21 protein-coding genes are annotated in these 26110 nt (G+C 63.0%); 11 read left to right on the forward strand and 10 right to left on the reverse strand.

Annotated elements, in window-relative coordinates:
- Positions 1–20: 20 nt before the first annotated feature.
- The 3 genes from GSQ89_RS07390 to GSQ89_RS07400 form a co-directional block, all read right to left on the reverse strand.
- Positions 21–803: a DUF6065 family protein gene (locus GSQ89_RS07390; RefSeq protein ID WP_158923514.1), complete on the reverse strand. Its 783-nt coding sequence runs from the start codon at positions 801–803 to the stop codon at positions 21–23.
- A gap of 194 nt (positions 804–997) precedes the next feature.
- Positions 998–1162, reverse strand: a complete 165-nt coding sequence (locus GSQ89_RS07395; protein ID WP_158923516.1) for a hypothetical protein — start codon at positions 1160–1162, stop codon at positions 998–1000.
- Positions 1163–1595: 433 nt separating this feature from the next.
- Positions 1596–2648: a YeiH family protein gene (locus GSQ89_RS07400; protein WP_158923518.1), complete on the reverse strand. Its 1053-nt coding sequence runs from the start codon at positions 2646–2648 to the stop codon at positions 1596–1598.
- A gap of 368 nt (positions 2649–3016) precedes the next feature.
- Between GSQ89_RS07400 and GSQ89_RS07405 the strand changes: the two genes are divergently transcribed.
- The 3 genes from GSQ89_RS07405 to GSQ89_RS07415 all read left to right on the forward strand — a co-directional run bounded on the left by GSQ89_RS07405 (position 3017) and on the right by GSQ89_RS07415 (position 7184).
- Complete coding sequence (locus tag GSQ89_RS07405; protein ID WP_158923520.1) at positions 3017–5113, forward strand: BTAD domain-containing putative transcriptional regulator; 2097 nt, start codon at positions 3017–3019, stop codon at positions 5111–5113.
- Positions 5097–6137, forward strand: coding sequence for an amino acid ABC transporter substrate-binding protein (locus GSQ89_RS07410; RefSeq protein WP_158923524.1), 1041 nt, complete (start codon positions 5097–5099; stop codon positions 6135–6137). Before GSQ89_RS07405 ends, GSQ89_RS07410 begins: the two co-directional genes overlap by 17 nt.
- Positions 6138–6374: 237 nt before the next feature.
- Complete coding sequence (locus GSQ89_RS07415; protein ID WP_158923526.1) at positions 6375–7184, forward strand: SDR family NAD(P)-dependent oxidoreductase; 810 nt, start codon at positions 6375–6377, stop codon at positions 7182–7184.
- 71 nt (positions 7185–7255) lie between these two features.
- On the opposite strand, the gene GSQ89_RS07420 is transcribed toward GSQ89_RS07415, so the two are convergent.
- Together GSQ89_RS07420 and GSQ89_RS07425 are read right to left on the reverse strand one after the other, a co-directional pair.
- Positions 7256–8641 (reverse strand): malonyl-CoA decarboxylase, encoded by a 1386-nt coding sequence (locus GSQ89_RS07420; protein ID WP_158923528.1) that lies wholly within the window; start codon positions 8639–8641, stop codon positions 7256–7258.
- Between the two features lie 30 nt (positions 8642–8671).
- Complete coding sequence (locus tag GSQ89_RS07425) at positions 8672–10165, reverse strand: NAD(P)H-hydrate dehydratase (RefSeq protein WP_371734226.1); 1494 nt, start codon at positions 10163–10165, stop codon at positions 8672–8674.
- Between the two features lie 198 nt (positions 10166–10363).
- On the opposite strand from GSQ89_RS07425, the gene GSQ89_RS07430 reads away from it, so the two are divergent.
- On the forward strand, positions 10364–10735 hold the full coding sequence (locus GSQ89_RS07430; protein WP_158923530.1) for a TfoX/Sxy family protein: 372 nt from the start codon (positions 10364–10366) through the stop codon (positions 10733–10735).
- A 13-nt stretch (positions 10736–10748) separates the two neighbouring features.
- Here GSQ89_RS07430 and GSQ89_RS39750 read toward each other — a convergent pair whose 3' ends face one another.
- The 4 genes from GSQ89_RS39750 to GSQ89_RS07450 are packed head-to-tail and all read right to left on the reverse strand — an operon-like array spanning position 10749 to position 13773.
- Positions 10749–11009, reverse strand: coding sequence for a GNAT family N-acetyltransferase (locus GSQ89_RS39750; protein ID WP_158923638.1), 261 nt, complete (start codon positions 11007–11009; stop codon positions 10749–10751).
- A gap of 12 nt (positions 11010–11021) precedes the next feature.
- Positions 11022–11288, reverse strand: coding sequence for a GNAT family N-acetyltransferase (locus tag GSQ89_RS07440; protein WP_158923532.1), 267 nt, complete (start codon positions 11286–11288; stop codon positions 11022–11024).
- Between the two features lie 20 nt (positions 11289–11308).
- Complete coding sequence (locus GSQ89_RS07445) at positions 11309–11941, reverse strand: 2OG-Fe(II) oxygenase (protein ID WP_158923534.1); 633 nt, start codon at positions 11939–11941, stop codon at positions 11309–11311.
- Entirely contained in the window at positions 11938–13773 is a 1836-nt protein-coding gene (locus GSQ89_RS07450; protein WP_158923536.1) for an inositol monophosphatase family protein, read from the reverse strand. The genes GSQ89_RS07445 and GSQ89_RS07450 overlap by 4 nt, the downstream gene beginning before the upstream one ends.
- 57 nt (positions 13774–13830) lie before the next feature.
- Here GSQ89_RS07450 and zapE point away from each other — a divergent pair, with 57 nt between their 5' ends.
- The 7 genes from zapE (at position 13831) to sucD (ending at position 24216) form a co-directional block, all read left to right on the forward strand.
- A complete protein-coding gene (gene zapE, locus GSQ89_RS07455) occupies positions 13831–14982 on the forward strand; it encodes a cell division protein ZapE (protein WP_158923538.1) in 1152 nt (383 codons plus the stop codon).
- 186 nt (positions 14983–15168) lie between these two features.
- Entirely contained in the window at positions 15169–18399 is a 3231-nt protein-coding gene (locus GSQ89_RS07460) for an efflux RND transporter permease subunit (RefSeq protein WP_216856051.1), read from the forward strand.
- Complete coding sequence (locus GSQ89_RS07465; protein ID WP_158923540.1) at positions 18392–19510, forward strand: efflux RND transporter periplasmic adaptor subunit; 1119 nt, start codon at positions 18392–18394, stop codon at positions 19508–19510. The genes GSQ89_RS07460 and GSQ89_RS07465 overlap by 8 nt, the downstream gene beginning before the upstream one ends.
- Before the next feature lie 141 nt (positions 19511–19651).
- The gene (locus GSQ89_RS07470) at positions 19652–20920 is read left to right on the forward strand and encodes an HD domain-containing phosphohydrolase (RefSeq protein WP_254073109.1); all 1269 of its coding nucleotides are present in this window, start codon (positions 19652–19654) and stop codon (positions 20918–20920) included.
- A 180-nt stretch (positions 20921–21100) separates the two neighbouring features.
- The gene (gene mdh, locus GSQ89_RS07475; protein ID WP_158923543.1) at positions 21101–22054 is read left to right on the forward strand and encodes a malate dehydrogenase; all 954 of its coding nucleotides are present in this window, start codon (positions 21101–21103) and stop codon (positions 22052–22054) included.
- Between the two features lie 89 nt (positions 22055–22143).
- Complete coding sequence (gene sucC / locus GSQ89_RS07480; protein WP_158923545.1) at positions 22144–23340, forward strand: ADP-forming succinate--CoA ligase subunit beta; 1197 nt, start codon at positions 22144–22146, stop codon at positions 23338–23340.
- Positions 23341–24216: a succinate--CoA ligase subunit alpha gene (gene sucD, locus GSQ89_RS07485; protein WP_158923547.1), complete on the forward strand. Its 876-nt coding sequence runs from the start codon at positions 23341–23343 to the stop codon at positions 24214–24216. It abuts the gene before it with no gap.
- Positions 24217–24329: 113 nt separating this feature from the next.
- Here sucD and GSQ89_RS07490 read toward each other — a convergent pair whose 3' ends face one another.
- The gene (locus GSQ89_RS07490) at positions 24330–25826 is read right to left on the reverse strand and encodes a HAMP domain-containing sensor histidine kinase (RefSeq protein ID WP_158923549.1); all 1497 of its coding nucleotides are present in this window, start codon (positions 25824–25826) and stop codon (positions 24330–24332) included.
- Positions 25827–26110: the final 284 nt, after the last annotated feature.

The raw sequence follows: 26110 nt of genomic DNA on the forward strand, positions 1-26110 counted from the left end.
ACCGGTCCATTTGGCGGCTGTTATCCGGTCGCTGCTTCTTGCTGCCGGCTGCATTGATGCCGCGTCCTGCGCGTGGTTGTCGCATAGGCACCGAATGAGCGGTTCGGCCGGCTGTTCGGCTCTACGATCGACGCGTGATAAGCATCCCAATGCTCATCCGTCAGTTCGGAAGGCCCCGGCGTGACGTCCATCCGGTTGAGCGTGTCGTTGCTGTAGCTGTGGCGCGGCACTGGTTGGGCCTGGACCAGCGGAAAATCGGCGCGCAGGCGAATCGGCATGTGGCTGCGGGTGAATCGCATGTTGGTGAACAGGGGACCGAACCAGCGGTCCGTTTCGACAATGCCCTCGAACAGGCAAAGCCCGCCGACCTGGGGCATGTTGGCGGGAGATCGCACGAGCAGATGCCAATCCGGCGCGGTCTGCGCGATCAATCCGGTCCAAAGTTGCAAGGTTCCAGGCTCGGGCAATGCCGTTAGAAACGGTGGCGAGCAGCCCTTCAGAGTCTCGGGCGCCAAGGAATCGAATTCCGCCGCGTAGTCGGGAAGCTGTGCCGAAGGCAGCAGCGGCATCCAGTCTGGTGCGGCGTCGCAGCGCCAGAATACATCAGAACCGTCCCAGAGCAGCTCGAGGTCGATGGGTGGAAACAGCCACCATCCGAACGCGGTAGCGCTGGTCAGCGCCTCACAATACCGCACGGCTCTTACTGGCAGGGTGCCGCACGCGGATCGGTCTGCCCGCATAGGCGCCCTGCCGTGGCTGGTGAGTTGATAAAAGCGGACGATGGGATCGCTGCTGCCGGTCATGATAAGGGCTACCTTTGCGGCGGGAGGAAGGCCCCCCAGGGCCGAAATCGGCGTCGCGGTGGCCTGCTTCGAACATGAGGCAGGCCTGAAGGCGGCGCTACGCCTGGATTTCCTTGTGCATCAAATACGCACATTCGTCCGTGGCACGACGAGATCGACGTGCCACGGACGTGTCGCCGCGATCGGTTATCCGATCAGGCACCCAGGATCGGCAGGCGGTAGCCGCCGCCCAGGCGGATCTTGCCGGCGTCAGCGGTGTTCGCTGGCAGACGGTAGCCGCCACCCAGGCGAATCTTGCCTGCGTCGGCGGTGGAAGCTGACGTAACGACTTCGGCGGCGCTTTTGCTGTAAACCAACATTCGGATTTCCTTGCCTTGATGAAACACGCCAACAGGATCAGGGCAGTCAGCCCGTGGCCGACCGCCCTGATCGAAATCGTCTCGATAATCGTTCCTAAAACTTACAGGACCCTAGGTATCGCACGCCTTTTCGAAGTCATGTTGAAGCGATACAGCCCTTGGGATTCAAGACATAGCTGTTCCGTTGACGCGCTGAAGTTAGCTGGATCATAAGCCGTTGTCAAGCTATATATTCCTAATATGACGCTTTTCCATGAAATTAGTCCTTTGCGAATGAAGGAGGGTTCCGGATTGGGCACAAATCGCACCCTCCGCGGCAGCTTTCGCCACGGGGGGTCTGATCACGGCCGTGGGTTCGGATGAGACTCGCTCCTCGCGACGATAATCCGGCCAATTGGCGAGGGGGCTGCATCCCGCCCGGCGGGATCACGTTCTACAGCACGTGGGTCCAGCTCTGCACGGCGAGGCTCGACGCGGCGACCACGAACCAGGTTACCAGGCCCAGAACGAGTGGCCGGCTGCCGGCGCCGACGAAGGCGCGCCAATGGCCTTGCAGTCCGACAGCAGCCAAGGCGACGACCATCACGACACGGCCCAGCATCTGCACCTCCATCGCGTGCGAACCGATCAGGCCAGCGGTGTTGGCCGCCGCCGCGAGCACGAACAAGATGATGAAGGCCGGCACCGCGGCGTAGACGCGCCTGGCCAGCGACTGCGAGGCGGCGTTCTCATCCTTCGCCAGCAGGGGCATTGCCAGACCGAAGCCCAGCACCAGCGGAATGATCATTGTCGTGCGGGTCAGTTTGACGATCGTCGCGATGGTGCCCGCTGCCTGGCTGAAGGCGAACCCGGCGGCGACCACGGCCGAGGTGTCATTGATCGCGGTCCCGGCCCAAATCCCGAAGCCGTTGTCGCTGAGGCGAAGCAGGTGGCCCAGCGCCGGGAAGGTGAACACGGCGACCATGTTGAAGAAGAACACGACAGTGATCGAATACGCGATCTCCTCGGCTTTCGCGCGGATCACCGGCGCGAGGGCAGCGATGGCCGACCCGCCGCAGATCGTAGTGCCGATGCCGATCAGGCAACGCATCCGCCAGTCGATACCGAGCGATTTGCCCAGCCACAAGGCGCAGAGGAGGCCCGACGTCATGGTGACCGCGAGCAGCGGTAATGATCCGAGGCCGGTTCTGGCGATGTCGCCGAGGTTGAGGCTGGCACCCAGCAGGATGATGCCACCCTTCAGGCACAGCTTGCTGGTTTCTGAAATCCCCAGGGATTTTTGCCGTGCGATGGATGGGGCCGCGTTCGCGAGCAACACGCCGATGGCGATCGCGAACAAAGGGGCACCGATCAGCGGTGCAAAGGATCCGCCGACTTCGGCCAGCGCGGCGATACAAATGCATAGGAGCAGGCCAAGACCGCGACGCAACCACGCCTGTGTCGCTATCTTGGATTGCGTCTGCATCGTCAGGCCTTGAACCGCCACTTCATTCTCCGTCACTTAGCGACGCGAGATATTGGCGTATGAACGAACATCTGTCACCAATCAGACGCCGTATAAAAAATTCTCGCGAATTAGCGGGTAAGGGCAGAAAGTTTTAGCCAATTCATTCAAACGAGATTCATCATTTTTCACGATTTCGTGATGTTTCAGCGCGAGGAGTATTGCTGTTTGTCGCGTAATTCAGTACGTATCGATACAATACTCCCGTTCAAGTTGTGGAAGCTCAATGAATTTAGCAGTCGCCTGAGAAGGTTGTCGCCATTCGCCGGCAACCCTCACGCTCCCAAGACACGCCGGCGGCTCCGGATCATGCGGCCACGCTCCGCCTGCGCCTCTTCGGTCACATGGCGGTGGACGATTCGAAGGGCCGAACCTATCTGCCGCGGACACGAAAAACCCGAGCCCTTCTGGCCGTCCTGGCAATGGCGAGCCCAAGGCCGGTGCTGCGCCAGCAATTGGCCTCATTGCTTTGGAGCCGCCGCGAGCAGGAGCAGGCCCGTGGCTCCCTGCGGCAGAGCGTGCATGAGCTGCAGGACGCGCTGGGTCCGGCATGGAGCCATCTGTTCGTCACCGATCGACATTATCTGTCACTTCGCGGCGCAGCCATGGAGATCGATGTCCTGTCGCTGGCGCAGCCCGCCGCGATCTCGGTGGAAATCCTCGGTCAGTTCGAGGATGTGCTGCTGGAGGACCTCAACGGTCTCGACCCCGCATTCGACCGCTGGCTGGATGATGAGCGAGCCAGGTTTCGGCGGATCGGCCGGGCGATCGGCGAAAGCCTGCTGGCCAAATGTGAGGATCCGATCGCCGCGATCGGTGCGGCCGAACAGTTGTTGGCCATCGATCGAACGCATGAGGGGGCGTGGCGCACGATCATGCGCAGCCATGCCGAACGCGGCGACCTGGGGGCGGCGGCGACGTCCTATGAGCGCTGTCGCGGCATCCTGGCCGAGAATTTGGATGGCCGTCCTTCGCCCGAAACCGAGGATCTGATCGGGCGCATTCGTGCGCAGGCCAGTGCGGGGCGGCTTTCGGGCCAGCCCAATCCCGGTCGCGGCATGGCGGAAGACCAGGCCTTCTACACGCCACCTCGGCCCACTCCCCGCCGCGACAGATCGACGTTGCGCCTGCGCGTGGCGCCCTTGCGGACGATTGGCACAGAGCATGATGACGGGCTGGCCCTGGGGTTGGCCGAGGAAATCTCCGCCGGTCTGTCACGATTCCGTTGGATATCATGCGTGCCCGGCAGCTTCTGGCCAGGCATGCCGGCCGGTGGCGATGCTTCAGCGGGCGGCCTGGTCGCGTTGGAAGCGGACCTTGTCCTGGACGGCACAATTCAATATGGCGCCGGCCGGGTTCGGATCATCGTCCGGCTGATCGACATGCGGGCGGATGGAGAGATCGCCTGGGCCGGGCGGTTCGATCGTTCGATAGCCGATCCGCTGAGCATGCAGGACGAGTTGGGGGCCGCGATCGTCGCCCAGGTCGATCCCGAGTTGATGAAGCATGAGGGTCGGCGAACCGCGGGCGGACGATTGCATGATATGACGGCGCAGGACCTGTTGTTGCAGGCTCTGCCCGCGCTCTATCGGCTGGAACGGGTCGGCTACGTCGATGCCCGCCGTTTGCTGGAGGCTTCGCTGCGCGTGGACCCAGGCAATTCGGTGGCGCATGGATGGCTGGCCTATTGGAACCTGCTGTATGTCGGGCAGGGCTGGGCGACCGATCCGGGGGAATCCGCCGCCGAGGCCGCACGTCTGGCGGAACGGGCGGTGATGCTCGATCCGGGGGATGCGCGAGCACTGACCTTGGCGGGGCATGTGCGCGGCTTCCTGGGTAAACACCCGGAAGAGGCTAGCGCCCTGCACGAACGGGCCATCGCGCTCAATCCCAACCTGGCGATCGCGTGGTGTTTCTCCGGCCTTGCGCATTTTTACATGGGCCGTCACGAAGAAGCGCTGCGGCGTATCAACCAGGCGATCCACCTGTCGCCGTCCGATCCGCATGTTTTCTTTTTCGACATGGCCCTGATCATGCCGCACCTGATGCGCGGCGATTGCGCGAGCGCGGTCGAAGCCGGGCGGCGGGCGATCGAACTCAATCCATTATTTTCGTCGGCATACAAAGGATATCTTGCCGCCCTGGGGTGGATACGTCGCCCGCGTGAGGCGCGGGAGGTGCTGGACCGGTTGCTGGCCCTTGAGCCAGGCTTTTCGATCGAGGCGGCGGTGGTGCGGTCGCCGCTGAAGCGTCCCGAGGATATTGCCCGCTATGCCGAAGGTCTCCGGCTGGCGGGGCTGCGCGAGCGAAACGGACCGCTGGGCACGGCGACCCTGGCGATCGAGCATTCTGTCATTGATCTTGTGGTTGAGGCACCGCACAGTCCCGTTACGATGCTGGATGGGTCGTATAGCAGGGGAAAACTGGGAAATGACACGAATTGGTAGGATCCGTGGTCTCGCGCTGCTGACTGGGGCACTGATGTGCGCGGTTTGGGGCCGGCCGGCGATGGCGGAGGGATCGGGGTCGGCGACATTGGACGCGGCCATCGCGCGTGGACAGGTGCTGTGCGGGTTGTCGGGTCAGGTGCCAGGATTTTCGCTGCCCGACAGTCAGGGCGTCATGCGGGGACTGGATGCGGATTCCTGTCGGGCGGTCGCGGCGGCGGCGCTGGGCGATGCCGGCAAGGCGAAGTTCGTCGCGACCACGACGCAGAACCGCTTCACCGCGCTGCAATCGGGTGAAGTCGACGTGTTATCCCGCAGCACGACCTGGACGCTCGGGCGCGAGGCCAACCTGGGGTTGGAGTTCGCCTGGGTCAATTACTATGACGGCACCGGATTCCTGGTGAAGACGTCATCCGGCGTAAAGTCGGCGAAAGACATGGACGGTGCGACGATTTGCGTGCAACCCGGCACGAGCACGGAACTCGCCATCAACGACTACTTCCGGCTGAACAAGATGAAGTTCACGCCAATTCTGATCCAGGACCTGCCGGAGATACAAGGTGCGTTCCTGTCGGGTCGTTGCGATGCGTACTCGACGGATTCGTCCGCGCTGGCGACGTTCCGGTTTAGCCAGGGACCAAAGGCGGCCGATCTGGTCTTGCTGCCTGAGATCATCAGCAAGGAACCGCTGGGCGTGATGGTCCGTAAGGGCGACGATAAGTGGTTCGATGTCGTACGCTGGACGTTTATCGCGATGATCACGGCCGAAGAGAAGGGAATCACCAGTGCGAACGTGGATACGTTCATGAACAGCGCGGACCCGGATATCCGGCGGCTGCTTGGGCTGGAAGGGGACATGGGCAAGGCGTTGGGGCTGGATAACAAGTGGGCCTACAACGTGATCAAGCAGGTCGGGAACCTCGGGGAGGTTTGGGACCGGAATATCACTCCGATGGGTGTGACCCGGGGGATCAACAATATCTGGACGAAGGGTGGCTTGCAGTACGCACCGCCGATTCGGTGACGGTGAGGCCTGGTGGTGGCCAGGGTGGTTTCCCGGCCATCGCCATCCAAACCTGGAACGTCGCGCCGCGGCGATAACCGCGCATCCGTATTTAGAAATCCTGTTCGATCCCCAGAACCAGCCGGCGGATTCCTCCATTGTTGCCGGTCCGGTGTTGCCCGTTCGCGCGCTGGACTGTAGGGCGAACTGAAACCGTGACAGGACCCGACGGGTCCTGGCGTTTCAAGGAGAATGTGGATGGCTGGACGGCTTGAAGGCAAGGTCGCGATCATCAGTGGCGCGGGATGCATTGGCCCCGGGTGGGGTAACGGGCGGGCCGCCGCCGTGGCCTTCGCGCGGGAAGGTGCGCGCGTATTTGCGGTTGATCGTAATGCAGACGCGATGGCCGAGACTGTGGAACGCGCGACCGAGGCGGCGTCCGCCGGTGGCGAAATCCGCACCTATACCTGCGACGTCACCGTCAGCGACCAGGTTCGGGCGATGGTGCAGGCCTGCGTTACCGCATTCGGTCGCGTCGATATCCTGGTCAACAACATTGGCGGGTCGACCAAAGGCGGCGTGGTGGAATTGTCGGAAGATGACTGGGACCGGCAGATGGACTTCAATCTGAAGTCGGTGTTTCTGGGTTGCAAGCACGTCATCCCCGTGATGGAAGCCGCCGGCGGCGGTGCGATCGTCAATATGTCCTCGGCCTCTGGGGTACGTTGGACCGGTTCGGCGCAGGTCGGATATGCCTCTTCAAAAGCCGCGGTGATTCAGTTCGGCCGGGTAACCGCCGTCGAATACGCGCCGAAGCGTATCCGGGTGAACACCGTGATCCCCGGGCAGATGCATACGCCGATGGTGGAAGCTCGGCTCGCGGGACAGCGGTCCGGCGGCGATGTGGCGGCGTTGCTGAGAAGCCGCGAGGCACGCATTCCGCTGGGATTCATGGGCGACGGACGCGACATCGCAAACGCCGTGCTATTCCTGGCCTCGGATGAGGCACGTTTCATCACCGGCACCGAAATCATCGTGGACGGCGGCATGACCGCGCGCTGCGACTGAGGACGATGTGACATACGGTTTCGCCGCGGTCCCGGCCGCGACGAAACCGCGTCATCACCCCGATCGGACGTTCAGCTCCAACCCCGCGCCAGCTTCCGCACCGCCGTGGACGCGTTGCGCTTCCCTTCACCGGCGTAATCTTCGTGCCAATCCTCGATCTTCGCCGGATCGTACAGGTAGTTGACCATCAGGGTCGCGCTTTCCTTCGCGCCTTTGTCCGACGTGTCACCGACCATGTTCAGCCGTTCAACCCGAGCGCCGTTGGACAGGTGGAAATGGGCGACGGGATCGCGGGCGCGCTTGCCGTTCGCTTCAATGAGAAGGTAGCGAGCGGCCAGTCGTACCAACACGGGTTCGGCGGTTTTGCGCAACGCGATTTCGCGCCACCAATGGCGCTTGCCGAGGATTCCGGCGAGTGCGGCGCTTCCGGTCTCCGCCGGAAAGGCGGAGGCCAGGCTGGCGGACTCATCGTCGCTCAGCAGCTTCGGTTCATCCTTGGCCAACAAAGGGTCCAGCCAGTGGCGAAAGCCCGGAATGGGTGACAATGTCGCGAATGCCTTCAGATTGCGGAACTCATTGGACAGTTCCTCGACCACGCGCTTGATAAGGAAATTGCCGAAACTGATTCCGGCCAGGCCCGACTGGCAGTTACTAATCGAGTAGAAGATCGCGGCATCTGCCTGGGCGGGGTCCTGCACGGGGGCTTTCTCGTCCAGCAAAGCCTGCACGCTGCCGGCCAATCCCTTTACCAGTGCGACCTCGACGAAGATCAGCGGCTCCCGGGGCATGCGAGGATGAAAGAACGCGTAGCAGCGACGGTCCGAATCCAGCCGGTTCTTCAGATCCCGCCACGACCGGATGGCATGTACCGCTTCGTAATCGACCAGTTTTTCCAGCAGCGCGGCGGAACTGTTCCAGTCGATCCGTTGCAGTTCCAGGAAGCCGATGTCGAACCACGCCGCCAACAACCCGCGCAGGTCGGCATCCAGCGCGGTGAGCAGTTTGTCCGTCCCACGCAGCTTCAACAGTGAACCCCGCAGATCGACCAGGAATTTCCGTCCGTCGGGAATAGAGGTGAACTGCGTCAGCAGCTTCAGCCGTGGCGGTTCCAGCGCCCGGCGTAGCGCGGCCTTCGCCGTCGCACGCTCTGCCGGGTCGGCGGCTGCCTGCACCTTGGTGTAGGCGGCGGCAACCGCGTCCGGGTCCGAATCGAAACCCGCCAGCGTGCGCAGGAATGCCGTTCGGCCGGCTTCATCCTGCGACAGATAAGTCTGCGCCAGCTTGGCCGCCCGGTTTCGCGCGCTGACCTCGCCACCTCGTCCGGCCAGGCAGGTTTGCATCTGTGCTTCGAGGGTCTCGTCCGGCTCGCCTGTGACGCTGGAGGCCATGTCGCGCCAGACCTCGGTGATGCGCTTGATGGCGCGGTCCAGCAGACCAGTGGAAACAGCTTCGCTCATGCGGGCCTCATTCGGACGACGATGGACGGATCATAGCCTGCGTGACACGGAAATGGCGCCTGATGTTTCGATGGCAAGGGCATCATTAAGTGCCGGTAACAGGTCCTCGACCACCAGGCCGGGGCCGGCGAGCGCAGCGGCCCGCCCGTGCAGGTAGGCACCCGCGGCGGCGGCGTCCCACGCCGCCATGCCCTGTGCCAGCAGGCCACCGATGATGCCGGAAAGTACGTCTCCGGCGCCCGCCGTCGCCAGCCAGGGCGGTGCCGAGAGATTGATCGCCGCCCTGCCATCCGGCGACGCAATGATCGTGTCGGCACCTTTCAGCAGCACGACCGCGCCAGTTCGCGCGGCGGCATTTCGAACGGCGGCGAGACGATCGTCGTTCGGAGCGCCGAAAACACGGGCGAACTCTCCGGCATGGGGCGTCAGGACGGCGGCACCCGTCAACGCATCGGGGTCGCCGGCGAAGGCCGAGAACACATCCGCGTCGCCCACCACGATCCGGTTCGCGGCGATCAGGGCAGGGAAGATGGTTCGGGCTTCGTCCGGCCCAAGGCCGGGCCCGCATACCCAGACCTTACGGCGATCGTCCTTCAGAAGTTCGGTTATGGGGGCTTCGGTGACCAGCAGGCCAGGTTCACTCGACCGGTAGGTCTCCGCCGCGCCGCGCGCCGCGATGGTCACCATGCCGGCCCCCGCTCGGCGGGCGGCTTCGGCGGCGAGACGGGCGGCACCGGTCATAGCGGCACCACCCACGACAGTGACATGGCCGCGGGTGTATTTGTGGGATTCTGCCGTCAGCGACGGCAAGCGCCACAAGCTGGGCAAGCCGGCAAAGGTGTTGGGCGCAACGGTTTCGAGAACGATGTCAGGGATGCCGATATCGGCGAGTTCGATGTGGCCGCACAGATTGCGGCCGGGCAGCAGCAGGTGGCCGGGCTTCAGGCGAAAGAACGTCACGGTCAGTTCGGCGGTCGGGGCGTAACCGAGCGGTTGGCCGGTGGCGCCGTCTAGGCCGGAAGGGACGTCGATGGCGACGACCCGTTTGGCGGCTCGCAGCGTGTCGGCGACAAGATCGGTCAGGGGACGGGTCAATCCGGCGCCGAATACCGCGTCGATGACAACGTCCGATCGGGCGGCTTCCGCCGGGTTGAACGGTACGATGGGGCCACGCCACAGGTGGGCGGCACCCGCTGCGTCGGCGTGCGGACGGGGAGGCGCGAGGGCCGCGACGCGAACAGGCCAGCCGTCCTGCGCCAGCAGTCGGGCGACAACGTAGCCATCGCCGCCATTGTTGCCGGGGCCGGCAAGGACCAGAACGCGGCCACGCTTAATGCGACGCTGGATGGCGCGGGCGACCGCACGCCCGGCTGCCTCCATCAGGACGGGACCGGCGTGGCCATGTTGTGCGGCAGCCTGATCCGCTTGTGCCATTTGGTCGGGCGTGAGCAAGGCGGCACGGCCGTGGAGGCGGGAGACCAGATCGGGATCAAAGATCGGCGTGCGCCTGGGATGTGAGGCCAATGTCGTGATCCTTTGTGCGGTGGCGCCTCGAACCCGGCTTGAGCATATGGGCGGTGATTCCCCCTCGAATATGGCACGGGCTGGGAGATTGTGTCGTCTGCCGGCCTCTCACAATGATGATGGCTTCCGCTTTCGCCGCCGCGTTGGGGCAGTCGGAAATCCTCTCCCGCGGTCATCCATCTGGTGTAGCGTGCGTATATGCGCGCTCCGGAGAAACTCACCACTTACCTGCTGGAACTGCTTGCCCCGCTCGGTCCGATTTCGGCGCGGCGGATGTTTGGCGGCGTCGGATTGTTCCATGGCGGCACGATGTTTGGGCTGATCGCCCGGGAAGAGCTGTACTTCAAGGTCGGTGACGCCAACCGGCCGGCGTACGAGGCCGCCGGCGAGGCACCATTCAGCTACGATACGAAGTTGGGAACCCACACCCTCGGGTCATATTGGCATTGTCCGCCCGAGTTGCTGGACGACGCGGAGACATTCCAGGCGTGGGCGCGCCAGGCGATCGAGGTGGCGGCTGTCGCGGCGCGCGCCAAACCGAAAGCGGCCCGCAAGCGAGGCGCTTCTTAGGCTGCTTCGAGCGTCAGCCGCTCCACTCCGAGGACAGGATCGCGCATTGCACCGACGACCACCATTCGCCGCGTGCCAGGACGTTTTCCCGCAAAACGCCTTCCTGCCGCATCCCAAGCTTTGTCATGATCCGGCATGATGCCGCGTTTTCAACACGGCACTGGGCATAAACCCGATGCAGCCGCAGTCGGTCGAACGCCAGACGCATCATCGCGAAGCCGATCTCTGTGGCCAGGCCGTTGCCGACGCGATCCTGGCTGACGCCCCATCCAATTTCGCCTTGCCGCTACCGCGCGCTGCGGACATGCAGGATCGCTTCGCCGACAAGCTCGTTCGATTGCTTTTCCACGACCGCCAGGAAATAGCCGGCCCGAGGATCCTGCGACTGATCAAGCAGCGCGCGCTGGATCATCGCACTGACTGAATCGAACGTCACCGGGTCGACAGGAACATGGTGCCAGTAATCCTCCCGGCACATGTAATCGAAAAAGCCCTGGAGATCGGCAACACCGGTATCCCGGATCAGCAATCTCTCTGTTTCCAGAACGAGCATCGCCGGTCCTCCACGCGATTTTACGCGGCTCGGGTCAGCCGCTTCACGAAGGCGGAAATCCGGTGCCGGCGCATCTCGCTGCGGGCCTTGTCGTCCGTCGTCATATAGTTGAGTTGCACGCCATATCGCTGCCCGACGAACGTCCGGTGCCCATGCCATGTCGTCGGGCCGTTGGGGAACACCAGCAGGGTTCCATTTACGGGAGGCACCTCGACAGCGAAATCCTCCAGGTCGTTCGGGCCGCGCAGCAGCCGCAGGCAGCCCTCCTGACGGGTCCAGGCATCGGTTTGCCGGTTCAGATACAGCAGCACTGTCACCCGCTTGGCCAGCGAATCACAGTGAATCCGCCCATCCCGCTCACTGGTCCATCCCCGCAGCGTCACCATGGTCGGCGAATCATGCAGATCCAGCCCGAACAGCCGCTCGATCGAGGCCCGCAGTTCGGGGCCCTCTATCGCCGTCATCAGGGCGGTGGCGGCGGGTCCGAGCCGAACCGCGTCCACGGGAAACGACCCGCGCTTGCCAAGTGACGGCAGGTCCGCCAGCACGGCGTGCAGGCTTGCGGGCGGCACGAATCCCGGCACCACGACATGCGGGAACGGATCGGTTGCGACCGGCGTGGCGGCCAGCCCGGCGTAATCGAGTTCGATCATGATGGCGTGCGCCTTAGCAGCAAAGCCTCGGTCAGGTCGAGGATATCGTCGGGCCAGTACTCGTCGGGCCTGGGCCGCGTCGGGTGCAGCGCTGGATCGGGACGGCAGGTCAGCACAGGCATCACCCATTGCGACGGCAAAGACGACCGGCCGTCTGCCGCGCCAAGGAGGGCACCGGTGACAGCCCCATTGGTATCGGTGTCGCCGCCCTGTCCGACGGTTGCGATCAGGGCCGGTCGAAACGCCGTTCCAGCCGCCAGATGGTAGAATGCGTTCTGCAGGGCGATCAACACCCAGCCCATATGGTGCTGGAAATCTCCGGGCGCCACCCCGGCGGCAGCCTGGCGCAGCGCGGTGGCGACCGGCGCGGCTTCCGCCCCCGCCGCATCGGCGACGTGTACCGCTGTTTCGATCATCCCGCCTCGGTCCGCCCCCGCCAGTGCGGCTGCGATGGCGGCGGCGAAGGCGGCACAGGCGGTGCGGCAGATCGGGGGCGGATGCGACAGCGACGAATCCTCACTCGCCACAAGAGCTGCTTCCGCTGGATCACGAGCCCAGACCCCGATCGGCGCGATCCGCATCAGGGACCCGTTGCTTTGGCTGTTCCTGTCGGCTGCGCGTCGGGCAGCCGAGGCTTTGTCCGCCAAAATCCCCGCCGCCGCGCCAAACGCCAAACCCGTGGTATGACCGCAGTCGAATGGTTCGCTGGTGAACCAGCGCCCGTAAGCAGCAGCGGCGTCTTCAATATCGTAACGGCCGCACCGAACCAGGCTGTGTGCCAATGTCAGCCCTAGTTCGGCGTCATCCGTCGGCTGCCCTGCCAGCGTCTTCCACACTGGGCTGTCCGCCAGCTCGCGCACGCCGTCCGGGTAGGCGGCCTGGATCGTCTCCGCTGCCTGGAATTCTACCTGCGAACCCAGGCTGTCGCCGATCACCATCCCCAACATGCAGCCCAGGGCACGGTCGAACCGCTGGCCCTCCGCCACCCGAGGCCAGGTCAGTGCGAACTTCGCCTCCCGCCGAGGTTCCGTGCTGCCACGCCATTTGCGCGACCGCAGGGTCGCGACCGCGGCCGGCGCGCCGCCGAAGCAGGCGAAAGGGCGGCTGTCGCCATCCTCACCGTAAGTGACCGGCACGCCGTCCTCGGCCACCAGAACGCCGCCCGCGGCCGTCAACAACGCATGCCCGGCCGCGATATCGTGCGCATTGACCGGACGCAGCGTAACGGTGGCGATGCCGTCGCCCACCGCGACCCGAGCCAGGCGATAGGCGATGGACGGCAGCGGCGTGAAGCGCGCGGGTGCGCAAGCCACGCTGCTCCAGACCGGCCGCTGGCCGGCCCCGTGGTTCAGGAACACCACGTCGGTGGCGGTCAATTCACGCCGGCTCAGGTCGACATCCACTGGCACGCCATTGCGGGAAATGCTGCCGCCTTCCGCCCAGGCGATCAGGTCGGGGCCGCGATCCGGGCTGGTGGGGGCATAGACCACGCCCAGCACCGGCGTGCCCCGGCGTAGCAGCGCCACCGAGATCGCACTGCCTCGCCGCCCCTCCAGGAACGCCCGGGTGCCGTCATGCGGGTCGACCACCCAGCAATAGCCGTTCGCCTCGGCGGCCAGCACACCTTCTTCCTCGCCGACGAATCGGGCCGCCAGCAGCGCGGTCAATCGTTCGCGAAGAAACAGTTCGATCTCGGTGTCGATCGGCGAGGTGTCGGTATCGCTGAAGCGCGGCCCGTCCGGCCGGGCGAATTCGGCGGCGAGCCAAGTCCCGGCCTGTTTCACAAGGTCGATCACGGCCGGCAGAATCGGGGGCAGGGTTGTTGTCGTCATGGGACCAAGGAGTCTAGGCGTTCGCGCCGGGACACGCTATCTCCACGTCCGCCCGCCATGGATAAACTCACCGCCCCGTTGCAGCACACCGGCCCGCTGCCCGCCTACCAGGCCATGATCGCCAATGGATCGCTGGCGGCCGACCCGGCTCAGGCGACCGCGATCAATCGCCTGCAGGATTTGTGGGAGCGGCTGCGTGGCTACGATCCAAGGCCGGTTCCCGAAGCCGGTGGCGGTCTGCTGGCCCGTCTGATGCGCCTGCGCCACACCGAGGAATATGTGCCGACAGGCCTGTATCTGGTGGGTGAGGTCGGCCGCGGGAAATCCATGCTGATGGACCTGTTCTTCGACACCGCCGATGTCGGACGCAAGCAGCGCATCCATTTCCATCGGTTCATCCAGAACGTCCACACGCGTATCCACACGTGGAAGAAAGCGCATCCGGACGTGTCCGATCCGATCCCGCCGTTGGCGGATCAGATCGCGGCCGATTCGGCGCTGCTGTGCTTCGATGAGTTCCAGGTGAACGACATCGCCGACGCGATGATCCTGGGGCGGTTGTTCCAGGCGCTGTTCGATCGTGGTGTCGTCGTGGTGACCACCTCGAACACCGCGCCGGACGACCTGTTCAAGGGACAGCCCGGCCGAGATGCCTTCCTGCCGTTTATCGCGCTGATCAAACAGCGTCTGGAATTGCTGGTAATGGACGGCGGCCGCGACTATCGGCGGGAGCGCATGCGTGGTCTGCGCACCTGGCTGGTGCCGGCGGACGCGATGTCTCGCCGGGAACTGGATAAGGCATTCCTGAGGCTGACCGGCGGTTCAGCGACCAGGCCGATAACCCTGACGGTGATGGGGCGCGCACTGGTCGTCCCCCAGGCCGCCGATGGCGTTGCGCGTTTCGATTTCGACAGTCTGTGCAACGCCGCATTGGGAGCCGGCGACTATCTGGCGATCGCGACGACTTTTCACACGCTGATCCTGGACGACATTCCCCGCCTGTCGCCCGACAATTACGATCAGGCGCGGCGGTTCATCGTGTTGATTGATACTTTGTACGATCAGCACGTGAAGTTGGTGGCCTCGGCCGATGCGACTCCGGACCAACTGTATCAGCACGGCGAAAATGCGAAGATGTTCGAACGCACCGCATCCCGTCTCGACGAGATGCAAAGCGAAGATTGGCTCTGTCTGGCGCATCTAACATAAATTACAATTTACGTTCGAGTGCGTTTGTCTACGATTTCACTGTAGTGATCCGATAAAATATCCCCACATCGCGACATTACACACCAGATTCTCAGTCTATGAGACATTCGAAGCTTGGCAAGCCGTTGCCGTCCGGCAATACTACCCTCAGGTGAGGCCGGTTCGGCCGTCTAAGGGAGATAATGAATGATCGGTCTGGTGCGCCTCTCACTGCGCCGGCCTTACACGTCTGCCATCGCGGCCATGCTTGTTGTTCTTCTGGGTGCGTTGTCGATCACACGAATGATCGTCGACATTTTCCCCGTCATCGACATTCCCGTGGTTCTTGTCGTTTGGAATTATCCAGGCCTGACAACCGAAGACATGGAACGGCGCGTCGTTTTCATCACTGAACGTGCCTATTCCACGACGGTCAATGGTATCTCCCGTATCGAATCGCAGTCGATTCCGGGCACTGGGATACTGAAGGTCTATTTCCAGGCAGGCACCGACATCGGTGGTGCCATCGCGCAAATATCGTCAGTGAATAACACGATTCTTCGTAACGCACCGCCCGGTATGCAGCCACCGGCGGTGATTCAGTTCAACGCGTCCAACGTTCCGGTTGTGCAATTGACGATGACGTCGAAGACGCTGACGGAGCAGCAGATCTACGACTACAGCTTGAATTTTATCCGAATAAAGCTGTTTACCATTCCCGGCCTTTCCACGCCCGGGCCGTTCGGCGGCAAGCAGCGGCAGATGAATGTCGACGTCGATCCGGGGCTATTGGCAGCCAAAGGCTTTGCGTTGACGGACGTCGTCAACGCGCTGCAGGCGTCGAACGTGATCGTGCCCGCCGGTACCGCGCGGATTGGCGACCGCACCTACAATGTGGAGCTTAATTCCAGTCCCTCGGCCGTGGATCGCTTCAACGCCCTGCCGATCGGCGTATTCAACGGCGTGCCAGTGACGATCGGTGACGTCGGCCACGTTAGCGACAGTTTTGCCACCCAAACCAATATCGTGCATGTCAACGGCAAGCGTGCCGTCTATCTGGCGATCCTCAAACATGCCGATGCATCGACTCTCGCCGTGGTCGATGCAACCCGAGCAGCATTGCCGGAGATCCAGGCGGCCGCGCCGAATGGTCTGGAATTGAAACTTGATTTCGATCAATCGGTATTCGTGCGTGCTGCGGTGGAGAACGTGGTGCGTGAGGCGATTATTTCCTCCATCCTGGTCTCAGTGTTGATCCTGGTGTTCCTGGGAAGCTGGCGGAACACGGTGATCGTTTCGGCTTCCATTCCGTTGTCGGTGTTCGCCGGCATCATCGGGCTATTTCTGACCGGCAACAGCATCAACCTGATGACGTTGGGCGGTTTGGCGCTGGCGATTGGGTTGTTGGTCGACAACGCGACCGTGGTCATCGAAAATATCCATCGAAACTTGACACTCGGTAAGAAGTTGACGGTGGCGATCCTCGACGGCGCCGGCGAGGTGATCCAGCCTTTGACCGTCGCGACCCTGGCGATCTGTATCGTGTTCTTTCCCGTGGTGATGTTGTTCGGCGTGGCGCGCTATCTGTTCATCCCGCTGGCCGCCACGGTCGTGTTCTGCATGCTCGCATCCTACGCGCTGAGCTTTACCGTGGTGCCGAGCTTCGGCCGGCTTCTACTGGCGTCGGACAGCGATCATCACGGCCCGTCGACGGGTTTTTTCGGCATGTTCGATCGCGCGTTCGAGCGGTTCCGCGGCGGCTACGGCCTGATGCTCGAAGGCGCGCTACGGCACCGGGGCTTCGTGCTGCTTCTGTTTGTCGCGCTGCTGGGGGTCACGGGCGTCGTTGCCACGACCATCGGGCTGGATTTCTTCCCCAGCGCCGACGTCGGCCTGATCAAGCTGCATTACCGCGCGCCGGCCGGGACACGCATCGAGGACACCGAACGGCTGGTGCTGAAGGTGGAGGATGCGGTCCGGAAAATTATCCCGGGCCAGGAATTGGATACCATCAACGACACGGTCGGCGTGCCGTCATCCTTCAACCTGGCGTTCGTGCCGAGCGACAATGTCGGTGACATGGATGCGGAGATTCTGATCTCCCTGAAAAGTGGTCACCATCCGACGATTGATTACGTCCGCAAGATTCGGCAGACCCTGCCGCCCCAGTTCCCCGGAAGTGTCTTTTATTTCCAGACCGCCGATATCGTCAGTCAGGTGCTGAATTTCGGCTTGCCGGCCCCAATCGACGTGCAGATCCAGGATGTGAATTTCGACCGCTCCTACGGCTTGGCACAGCAACTCGTGCAGCGGATGAAGACGATCCCGGGTGTCGCCGACGCGCACGTTGTCCAGGTACTGAACTATCCGGCGCTGCAAATCGACGTGGACCGGCTGCGCGCCGCGAAGCTCCGGATATCCCAGCGCGACGTGGCCAACAACATGCTGACGTCGCTATCGTCGTCCGTGCTGGTGTCGCCGAACTTCTTCCTCAATCCGCAGAATAACGTGAACTATTCGGTGGCGGTGCAGACCCCGATCGAGAAGATCAACAGCGCCGCTGACCTATTGAGTACATCTGTGAGTGCGCCCGCCCCGGATCCGACATCGGTGGATCCGGCCGCGCTGCCTGCGTCACCGGTGATGCGGCTGGGCGACATCGCCACGATCTATCCGCGCTCCAGCCTGGAATCGGTGAACCACTACACGGTGCAGCGCGAACTCGACATCGCAGCCAATGTAGATGGACGCGATCTGGGTGCGACCGCGGCCGACATTCAGACAGCGATCAACGACATCAGCAAAGGGCTGCCGATCACCACGCATATCGACATCCGAGGTCAGAATGAGGTCATGCAGGCGTCTTTTCGCAGCCTGGGACTGGGAATGATCCTGGCGGTGATCCTGGTCTATGCGCTGCTGGTGATCTTGTTCCAGTCATGGGTCGATCCATTCATCATCATGATGGCGGTGCCAGGTGGCCTGCTGGGGATCATCTGGATGCTGGCGTTGACCGGCACCACGATTAACGTCGAATCGCTGATGGGTTCGATCATGACGATCGGCATCTCGGTGTCGAATTCGATCCTGGTGGTAAGTTTCGCCAACGACCTGCGTGCGCGTGGTGAGATGACGCCGTTCGCCGCGGCGGTCACCGCCTGCACGATCCGGTTGCGGCCGGTGCTGATGACCGCGCTTGCCATGATCATCGGCATGCTTCCCATGGCGCTCGGTCTTGGCGACGCCGGCGAGCAGAACGCGCCGCTCGGTCGCGCCGTGATCGGCGGACTGATCATGGCAACCCTCGCGACGCTGTTCATCGTTCCGATCTTCTATACTTTGCTGCGACGGAAGCCCCCCACCCTGCATACACTCGATGTCCGCTTCGCCGCCGAGGCGGCCGGCGCGGAAAACACCGGAGAAGCCTCACATGGCTAGACGTGGTCTTTTTGGCACATTCCTGCTGTACCTGATCGGCGTACTGGTGATTGGCGGCGCGGCGTTCGGCGCGTGGCGCATGCGATACGATAAGGGCATGGCGCTATCGGCGTCTCGCGAAGCACTGGCCGAGGGCGTCGCCCGTGGACCAGTGGTGCAGGTCGTGCAGGTGAAAGAGGGACCCAAGGAGCGTCTGATTAATCTTCTCGGCGAGGCACGGCCCTATCAAACGGCGACCTTGTACAGCAAGGTCAGCGGCTATGTGACATCGATCGCGGTCGATCGTGGCGACCGCGTCAAGGCCGGGGACCTGCTGGCGACGGTCGCCTCGGTGGAGACCGACCAGCAGTACGAGTCCTCGCAGCGCGATCTGGAAAACAAAAAGCGCAACTGGGAACGGGCCAAGGATCTGGTGGCACATGGCTGGACGTCGCATCAGGCGGCGGACCAGGCCCAAACCGACTTTACCATGGCGACCGCGACGGTGGCGCAGAACGCGACGCTGAAATCGTACGAGCAGATCAGGGCGGCATTCGATGGCGTCGTGACCGCTCGGTTCGTCGACGTCGGCGCGCTGGTGCAGAATTCGACCACCAACAAGACCAGCAACCAACCGGTGCTGACGATCGCGGATGAAAGCCGGCTGCGGGTCGATGTGTATGTGGAACAACGCGACGTGCCGTTCGTGCATGTCGGCGATCTCGCCGACGTCGCCGACGGCGCCAATTCCGATCGCAAGATAACCGCGCGGATTTCCCGCACCTCCGACGAACTCGACCCACGCACCCGGACGTTGTTCGTGGAACTCGACGTGGACAATGCAAACCACTTCCTGGTGCCCGGCAGTTTCGCCTACGTGGCGCTGCATGTCCCGGTTCACAGCTATCCCGAGGTTCCGGTCGCCGGGCTGATCGTGCGTGGCACCCGCACGATGATCGCCGATCTCGACAGCGATCAGACCGTGCACCTGCGGCCGGTAAAGGTGGCGGATACCGACGGAATCCATGCCCTGCTTGCGGAAGGTGCGACGATCGGACAGCGCGTGGCGATCAATCTGCCCGATGAAGTGAACGACGGTGGCCGCGTGCAACCGGCAACCAGCGGCCAATAGAGGCGGCATGGCAGCGGGATCGGGCGGTTGATCGAAGCGCCGCCGTCCGATACCAGCCTGAGAAGAAATGATATAGCCGGCGCTTCCTGACACGCCGTCGTGGATCGGTCCGCGACGTTGCCGATGTCCCGGGTCAAGCGGGTGACCCGCAACGCTTTGTTGCGCAACCTACCAAATTACAACCATAAGGAGAATAAAGCGGGCCATGTTCGCGGCTTTGCGTTATTGTGGGCGCCGATAGCGACACATGAACCGACAATTCAGGAAACATCATCGGGGATGGACGCCCAGAAGCCTGATCGAACCGGCAAACCCTACATTGCCATCGCCGTCGGCAATGGCGTGCTGCGATCCCGGGTGACGAACTGCCTGATGTCGTTTTATCGATTTGTGGAATACCCGGATATTTCGCAAGCCATCGCCGGTTGCCGAACACATGTGCCTCGCCTCGCCCTGGTCAGCGAGGAATTGTCCATGAACACCGGCTGCGACTTTGTCCGTATGCTGCGCAACGATCCCAACCTGAAGACGGTTCCGGTCGTGATGGTGGTCGACACGGACGATGAGGCGACGCGCGACCGGGTGGTGCGATGCGGCGCCGAGAGTTTCATCGTCGATCCATACCCCCGAAGCACGCTGATCAACATGATATCCGGCCTGCTGAACCGTCGTGTCGAGGATAAGTGGCAAACGTTGCAGCTGCCACAGCGACAGGCGTTGACCAATACGCTGAACTTGTTCAACGGGATCGCGAATGGAATCGGCAACGGTGAGCCGATCCCGTATCAAGCCGTCAGCGAGGCTTGCCAGCCGCTGGTCGAAGCGGTTGGCAACGATGACTTCGTCGACATCCTCAAAGGCGTGAGAAATCACGACAATTATACGTATGCCCATTCGATGCGGGTCGCGACATATCTCGCGTTGTTCGGCTTCAATCTCCGGCTGCCAAAGAACGAACAGGTCATTCTGGCCAGTGGCGGCCTGCTGCATGATGTTGGCAAGATGTCCATTCCGCATGAGGTTTTGAACAAGCCCGGCCGCCTCAACGTGGCGGAATTTGAGGTGATGAAAGGACATGTCGCTGCGTCCGTGACCTATCTGCAGGGTTGTCCCGATCTGCCAAAGGGTATCGGCATCATAGCCTCTCAGCATCACGAGAAGCTGGATGGCACCGGCTATCCATTGGGACTGGCGGGAAACAAGCTCAATCGACTGGCCCGGATGGCGTCGATCATCGATGTATTCACGGCGTTGACGGATCGCCGCGTCTATAAGCGGGAGATGGCGGCCGAGACCGCCCTCAAACTGATGGCCGACGACATGACGTCGCATTTGGACATGAAGCTGTTAGGCCTGTTTCGCCAGATGCTGCTTGACGCCACGCGAGCAGTGCCGCGGCGCGATGACTGACGTCCGCCGGCAGCCGGTTGTGGCGGACCTCTATCTTGCTGCACCGCACCGTCTTGCCGGGCTTCGCCTGATGGGCTAGCTACGCGCCACCTTCCGGGCGGCCATTTCCCGGCTACAGGCCCGGCAGGCTCCGTTTCATGTCACCCGGCGCCGCGATTGCGCCCCGATAAGGATTCGCCCATGGCCCGCAACAAGATCGCCCTGATCGGCGCCGGTAATATCGGCGGCACGCTCGCCCACCTGATCGGCCTGAAGGAACTTGGAGACGTCGTATTGTTCGACGTGTTCGGCGGGGTCGCGGCAGGCAAGGCGCTGGACATCATGCAATCCGGCCCGGTCGATGGGTTCGACTCCGCCATGTCCGGCGGGTCCGATTACGCCGCCATCAAGGATGCCGACGTGGTGATCGTCACCGCCGGCTTCCCGCGCACCCCCGGCATGTCGCGCGACGACCTGATCGGCAAGAACGCCGGCGTCATCGCCCAGGTCGCCGAGGGCATCAAGACCAACTGTCCGAATGCGTTCGTCATCTGCATCACCAACCCGCTCGACGCGATGGTATGGGTGATGAAGGAGAAATCCGGTCTGCCCGCCAACAAGGTCATCGGCATGGCCGGCGTGCTCGACAGCTCCCGCTTCCAGTTGTTCCTCGCCCAGGAATTCGGCGTGTCGGTGCAGGACGTGCGGGCCTTTGTCCTCGGCGGCCACGGCGACACCATGGTGCCGCTGACCCGCTACTCGACAGTCGCCGGCATCCCGGTGCCTGACCTGATCAAGATGGGCTGGAGCACGCAGGCGAAGATCGATGCCATCGTCGAACGCACCGCCAACGGCGGCGGCGAAATCGTCAAGCTGCTGGAGCGTGGCAGCGCCTTCTACGCGCCCGCCGCCTCCGCGATCGCCATGGCCGAGGCCTATCTGAAGGACAAGAAGCGTGTCCTGCCCTGCGCCGCGTACCTGACCGGCCAGTACGGCATCAACGACATGTATGTCGGCGTCCCCGTTGTCATCGGCGCCGGCGGCGTGGAGAAGATCGTGGAAATCGAACTGAACCCCACCGAGAAGGCCGCTTTCGAAAAGTCCTGTGGTGCGGTGCGGGAGCTGATCGACGCATCCCGCAAACTGATCGGTTGAAGCGCCGTCGCGTCGGCCGGGAACGTCCAGGGTCCGTCAATCAAACAACCATCCTCAGCCTGCTCTGAGGATGGTTTAAGGAGCCCGCCATGAACATCCACGAATATCAGGGCAAGGAACTGTTGAAGCGCTACGGCGTGACAGTTCTTGACGGCTATGTCGCCTGGACACCGGAAGAGGCCGAGGCGGCCACCGCCAAGCTTCCTGGCCCGGTATACGTGGTCAAGTCGCAGATCCATGCGGGCGGCCGCGGCGCCGGTCGCTTCGCAGACGACCCGAACGGCAAGGGCGGCGTCCGCCTGGCCCGTTCCTCCGCCGAGGTCCGCGCCGCCGCCGAGGCGATGATCGGCCACACCCTGGTCACCAAGCAGACCGGCGAACACGGCAAACCGGTGCGTCGCGTCTACGTCGAGGCTGGTTGTGACATCGCCCGCGAACTCTACGTCTCCCTGCTGGTGGATCGGATCACCGGCCGCGTGACCATCATTGCCTCCACCGAAGGCGGCATGGAGATCGAGGACGTCGCCGCCCATCATCCCGAAAAGATTCTCCGCGTTGGTATCGATCCCGCGTCCGGCATTTCCGGCTTTCACGGCCGCCGATTGGCAGCCGGCCTTGGCCTCAGCGGCAAGCAGGCATCCTCTTTCGGCAAGTTCGTCGCCGCCATGTATCAGGCCTTCACCGCCCTGGATTGCGCGGTGATCGAGATCAACCCCCTGGTCGTCACCGGCGCCGGCGACGTCGTTGCCCTGGATGCCAAGGTAAGCTTCGACGACAGCGCCCTGTTCCGTCACCCGGAACTGGAAAAGCTGCGCGACGAGGCGGAAGAGGACCCGAAAGAGCTGGAAGCCGCCAAGTTCGAACTGAACTACGTCGCGCTGGACGGCAATATCGGCTGCATGGTCAACGGCGCCGGCCTGGCCATGGCAACCATGGACATCATCAAGCTCTACGGCATGGCGCCGGCCAACTTCCTCGACGTCGGCGGCGGCGCGACCAAGGAACGCGTGACGGCGGCGTTCAAGATCATTCTGTCCGATCCCAACGTCGAAGGCATTCTGGTCAATATCTTCGGCGGCATCATGCGCTGCGACGTGATCGCCGAGGGCGTGGTCTCCGCCGCGCGGGACGTCCAGCTATCCGTGCCTCTGGTGGTGCGCCTGGCCGGCACCAACGTCGATCTGGGCAAGCAGATTCTCGCCAAGTCGAATCTTCCCATCGTCGCCGCCGACAATCTGGAAGATGCAGCCGAGAAAATCGTCAAAGCCGTGCGGGAGGCTGCATAGATGTCCGTTCTGGTCAACGCCAACACCAAGGTCATCTGCCAGGGTTTTACCGGTGCCCAGGGCACCTACCACTCCGAACAGGCGATCGCCTACGGCACGAAAATGGTCGGCGGCGTGACGCCGGGGAAGGGGGGCACGATGCACCTCAACCTGCCGGTGTTCGACACGGTGTGGGACTGCCGGGAAAAGACCGGCGCCGATGCCACCGTGATCTACGTGCCGCCCCCCTTCGCCGCCGACGCGATTCTGGAGGCGATCGACGCCGAATTCCCCCTGATCATCTGCATCACCGAGGGGATTCCGGTGCTGGACATGGTCCGTGTGAAACGTGCCCTAAGTGGCTCCAAATCCCGCCTGATCGGACCGAACTGTCCCGGTGTGATTACCCCCGACGAGTGCAAGATCGGCATCATGCCCGGCCATATCCACAAGCGCGGCACCGTTGGTATCGTCTCCCGCTCCGGCACGCTGACCTACGAGGCTGTCGCGCAGACCACGGCGACCGGCATGGGCCAGACAAGCTGCGTCGGCATCGGCGGCGACCCGGTCAAGGGCACCGACTTCATCGAGGTCCTGGAGATGTTCCTGGCCGACCCCGAAACCAAGCAGATCGTCATGATCGGCGAAATCGGCGGCCAAAGTGAAACCGAAGCCGCCGATTTCCTGGCCCACAACAAGGTCAAGAAACCCGTGGTCGGCTTCATCGCCGGCGCCGCGGCCCCTCCAGGCCGCCGCATGGGTCACGCCGGTGCGGTCATCAGCGGCGGCAAAGATACCGCCGCGGCGAAAATGGAGGCCATGCGCAGCGCCGGCATCCACGTCGCCGACAGCCCCGCCGCACTCGGCAGTACGATGGTCGAGGTGCTGAAGCGGTAGCCGCTCCCGTCCCGAACCCTGCGTTCAGGCCACGGTCGTGCCAACGCCCTCATGGCCAAAGCCTTCCCGTCGTGGTTGGCTATTGGCTTACCCTCGGTGATAGAATTTTACCCTCATGACCCGGAGGGCGCGGGGTGAACCACCCGTGCGGCCGGGAATGTCGCCTGGACCGTCGTCCCCGCTTCGGAACTGCTGATGATCTCCAGGGTTCCTCCATGCAACATCATCAGTTTGCGGCTGATTGCCAGGCCCAGGCCTGTGCCGCCGAACTTACGGCTGGTCGAAGAGTCCACCTGGCGAAAGGGTTCGAACAGAAATGGCTTTGCCGCTGGATCGATGCCAATGCCGGTATCGCTGATCAGAACGGCCAGGTCGCCGTCCGCTACCGCCTCTGCCCGCACGATCGTGGTCCCGCCGACGGGACTGAATTTGACCGCGTTGGCGAGCAAATTCAGCAGCACCTGAAGCACGGCGCGCTGGTCGATCTGAAGCGTCACGCCGGCGAGGCTCAGATCGTAGATGATCTTCACGTTTCCGGCTTCGGCCTGCGGCGTCATCATGCGTTGACAGGCGCGCAACAGCGTACCGAGGTTCACCGGTTCCTCGACTAGGTCATAGTGACCGGCCTCAATCTTGGATATGTCGAGAAGGTCGTTGACAAGTCCCAGCAGATGCCTGCCCCCGGCATTGATATCCTCGGCGTACGAGATGTACTTGGCGTCAATCGGGCCGGCTGTCTGGTCGCGTATCAATTCCGAGAAGCCGATGATCCCGTTCAGCGGTGTCCGCAACTCATGGCTCATGTTCGCCAGAAACTCTGACTTGGCTCGGTTTGCGTCCTCGGCGAACTCTTTCGCGATGGCGAGTGCTTCCAGGGCGTTTCGGCGTTCTGTCACGTCGGTGAACGTGCGCACGGCCTCCCCCTCTGGCAAATGGGTTGTACGCACTTCCAACACCCGGCCATTCGGACGCCGGCGCTCATAGATAACGGGCCCGTCCAGCAGCGCCGCGCGCTGCACGAAAGAACGGAACTCCTCATCGCTCGAGACGAACTCCTGCTGCTCCAGTTGGTAGGCAAGAACATCCTCGAATTTCGGGTGGCCCGCCATCAGGTCGGGCGGCAGGTCAAGCAGTTCGACGGCACGCCTGTTGCAGATCGCCACTACACGTACGCTGTCAATCACGATCAGGCCCTGGTCCATGTGCTCCAGGGCCGCTTCGAAGATTCGCGACTTCTCGGCCGCGTGATCTTCAGTGTCGCGAAGGGCTGCCGCTGTCCGCTGCAAAAGCGTGTTTTGGTCCGCGAGGCGCCCAAACTGCCGGCCAATCATTTGCAATAGAATGACGAATTCGGCAGCCAGACAGGCGGTCGCAAATCCGACAAGTGCGGCATCGTGCCGCCACGCTGCCAGGACATCGCCGACGACAGTGATCGCAATTAGGACCATGCAGCTCAGCAGAAAGCCACTTCGGCGCCAGCGCGCAGGAGAGCGGCCGAGCGCCATTCGCTTAGCCAACCGCCGACGCCAATCCGCACGCAGCCGAACCAGCCCACGGATGGATGCGAGCGCATCGGCGATCCGTGCCAAAAGGCGAACGACGCTCGCCATGCAAGCGGCTCCTGTCAAGGACAGCTTCAAGCTCTAAGCCAACCACATTTCTCAATGGGCTTGCACGCATCCGGCGTCCAGTGTCGCGCTTGCCGAGGACGTAGGGCCTCTGTTTCAATTCAGCATCCTTCCTATCTTTCGGCGTCCCGACGGGTTGAAGGCGGTAAGAGGGCTGGGTTGCTGAGTTTGGATGAACTGTTCGAGGGGCGCCACTTCGATCGCGAGGTCGCCCAATCGCGTTAGGGACGCGGCTCACACCGCGCGCCCAACCGCGACTGCATCAT

Origin of the sequence: Acidisphaera sp. S103 (assembly GCF_009765975.1) — a bacterium.
GTDB lineage: Bacteria > Pseudomonadota > Alphaproteobacteria > Acetobacterales > Acetobacteraceae > Rhodopila.

Excerpts from the sequence above, each read along its gene's own strand:
- GSQ89_RS07390 (WP_158923514.1), bottom strand. The coding sequence starts at position 803 with ATGACCGGCAGCAGCGATCCCATCGTCCGCTTTTATCAACTCACCAGC.
- GSQ89_RS07395 (WP_158923516.1), bottom strand. The coding sequence starts at position 1,162 with ATGTTGGTTTACAGCAAAAGCGCCGCCGAAGTCGTTACGTCAGCTTCC.
- GSQ89_RS07410 (WP_158923524.1), top strand. The coding sequence starts at position 5,097 with ATGACACGAATTGGTAGGATCCGTGGTCTCGCGCTGCTGACTGGGGCA.
- GSQ89_RS07415 (WP_158923526.1), top strand. The coding sequence starts at position 6,375 with ATGGCTGGACGGCTTGAAGGCAAGGTCGCGATCATCAGTGGCGCGGGA.
- GSQ89_RS07420 (WP_158923528.1), bottom strand. The coding sequence starts at position 8,641 with ATGAGCGAAGCTGTTTCCACTGGTCTGCTGGACCGCGCCATCAAGCGC.
- GSQ89_RS07430 (WP_158923530.1), top strand. The coding sequence starts at position 10,364 with ATGCGCGCTCCGGAGAAACTCACCACTTACCTGCTGGAACTGCTTGCC.
- GSQ89_RS07440 (WP_158923532.1), bottom strand. The coding sequence starts at position 11,288 with ATGCTCGTTCTGGAAACAGAGAGATTGCTGATCCGGGATACCGGTGTT.
- GSQ89_RS07445 (WP_158923534.1), bottom strand. The coding sequence starts at position 11,941 with ATGATCGAACTCGATTACGCCGGGCTGGCCGCCACGCCGGTCGCAACC.
- GSQ89_RS07450 (WP_158923536.1), bottom strand. The coding sequence starts at position 13,773 with ATGACGACAACAACCCTGCCCCCGATTCTGCCGGCCGTGATCGACCTT.
- zapE (WP_158923538.1), top strand. The coding sequence starts at position 13,831 with ATGGATAAACTCACCGCCCCGTTGCAGCACACCGGCCCGCTGCCCGCC.
- GSQ89_RS07460 (WP_216856051.1), top strand. The coding sequence starts at position 15,169 with ATGATCGGTCTGGTGCGCCTCTCACTGCGCCGGCCTTACACGTCTGCC.
- GSQ89_RS07465 (WP_158923540.1), top strand. The coding sequence starts at position 18,392 with ATGGCTAGACGTGGTCTTTTTGGCACATTCCTGCTGTACCTGATCGGC.
- mdh (WP_158923543.1), top strand. The coding sequence starts at position 21,101 with ATGGCCCGCAACAAGATCGCCCTGATCGGCGCCGGTAATATCGGCGGC.
- sucC (WP_158923545.1), top strand. The coding sequence starts at position 22,144 with ATGAACATCCACGAATATCAGGGCAAGGAACTGTTGAAGCGCTACGGC.
- sucD (WP_158923547.1), top strand. The coding sequence starts at position 23,341 with ATGTCCGTTCTGGTCAACGCCAACACCAAGGTCATCTGCCAGGGTTTT.
- GSQ89_RS07490 (WP_158923549.1), bottom strand. The coding sequence starts at position 25,826 with ATGGCGAGCGTCGTTCGCCTTTTGGCACGGATCGCCGATGCGCTCGCA.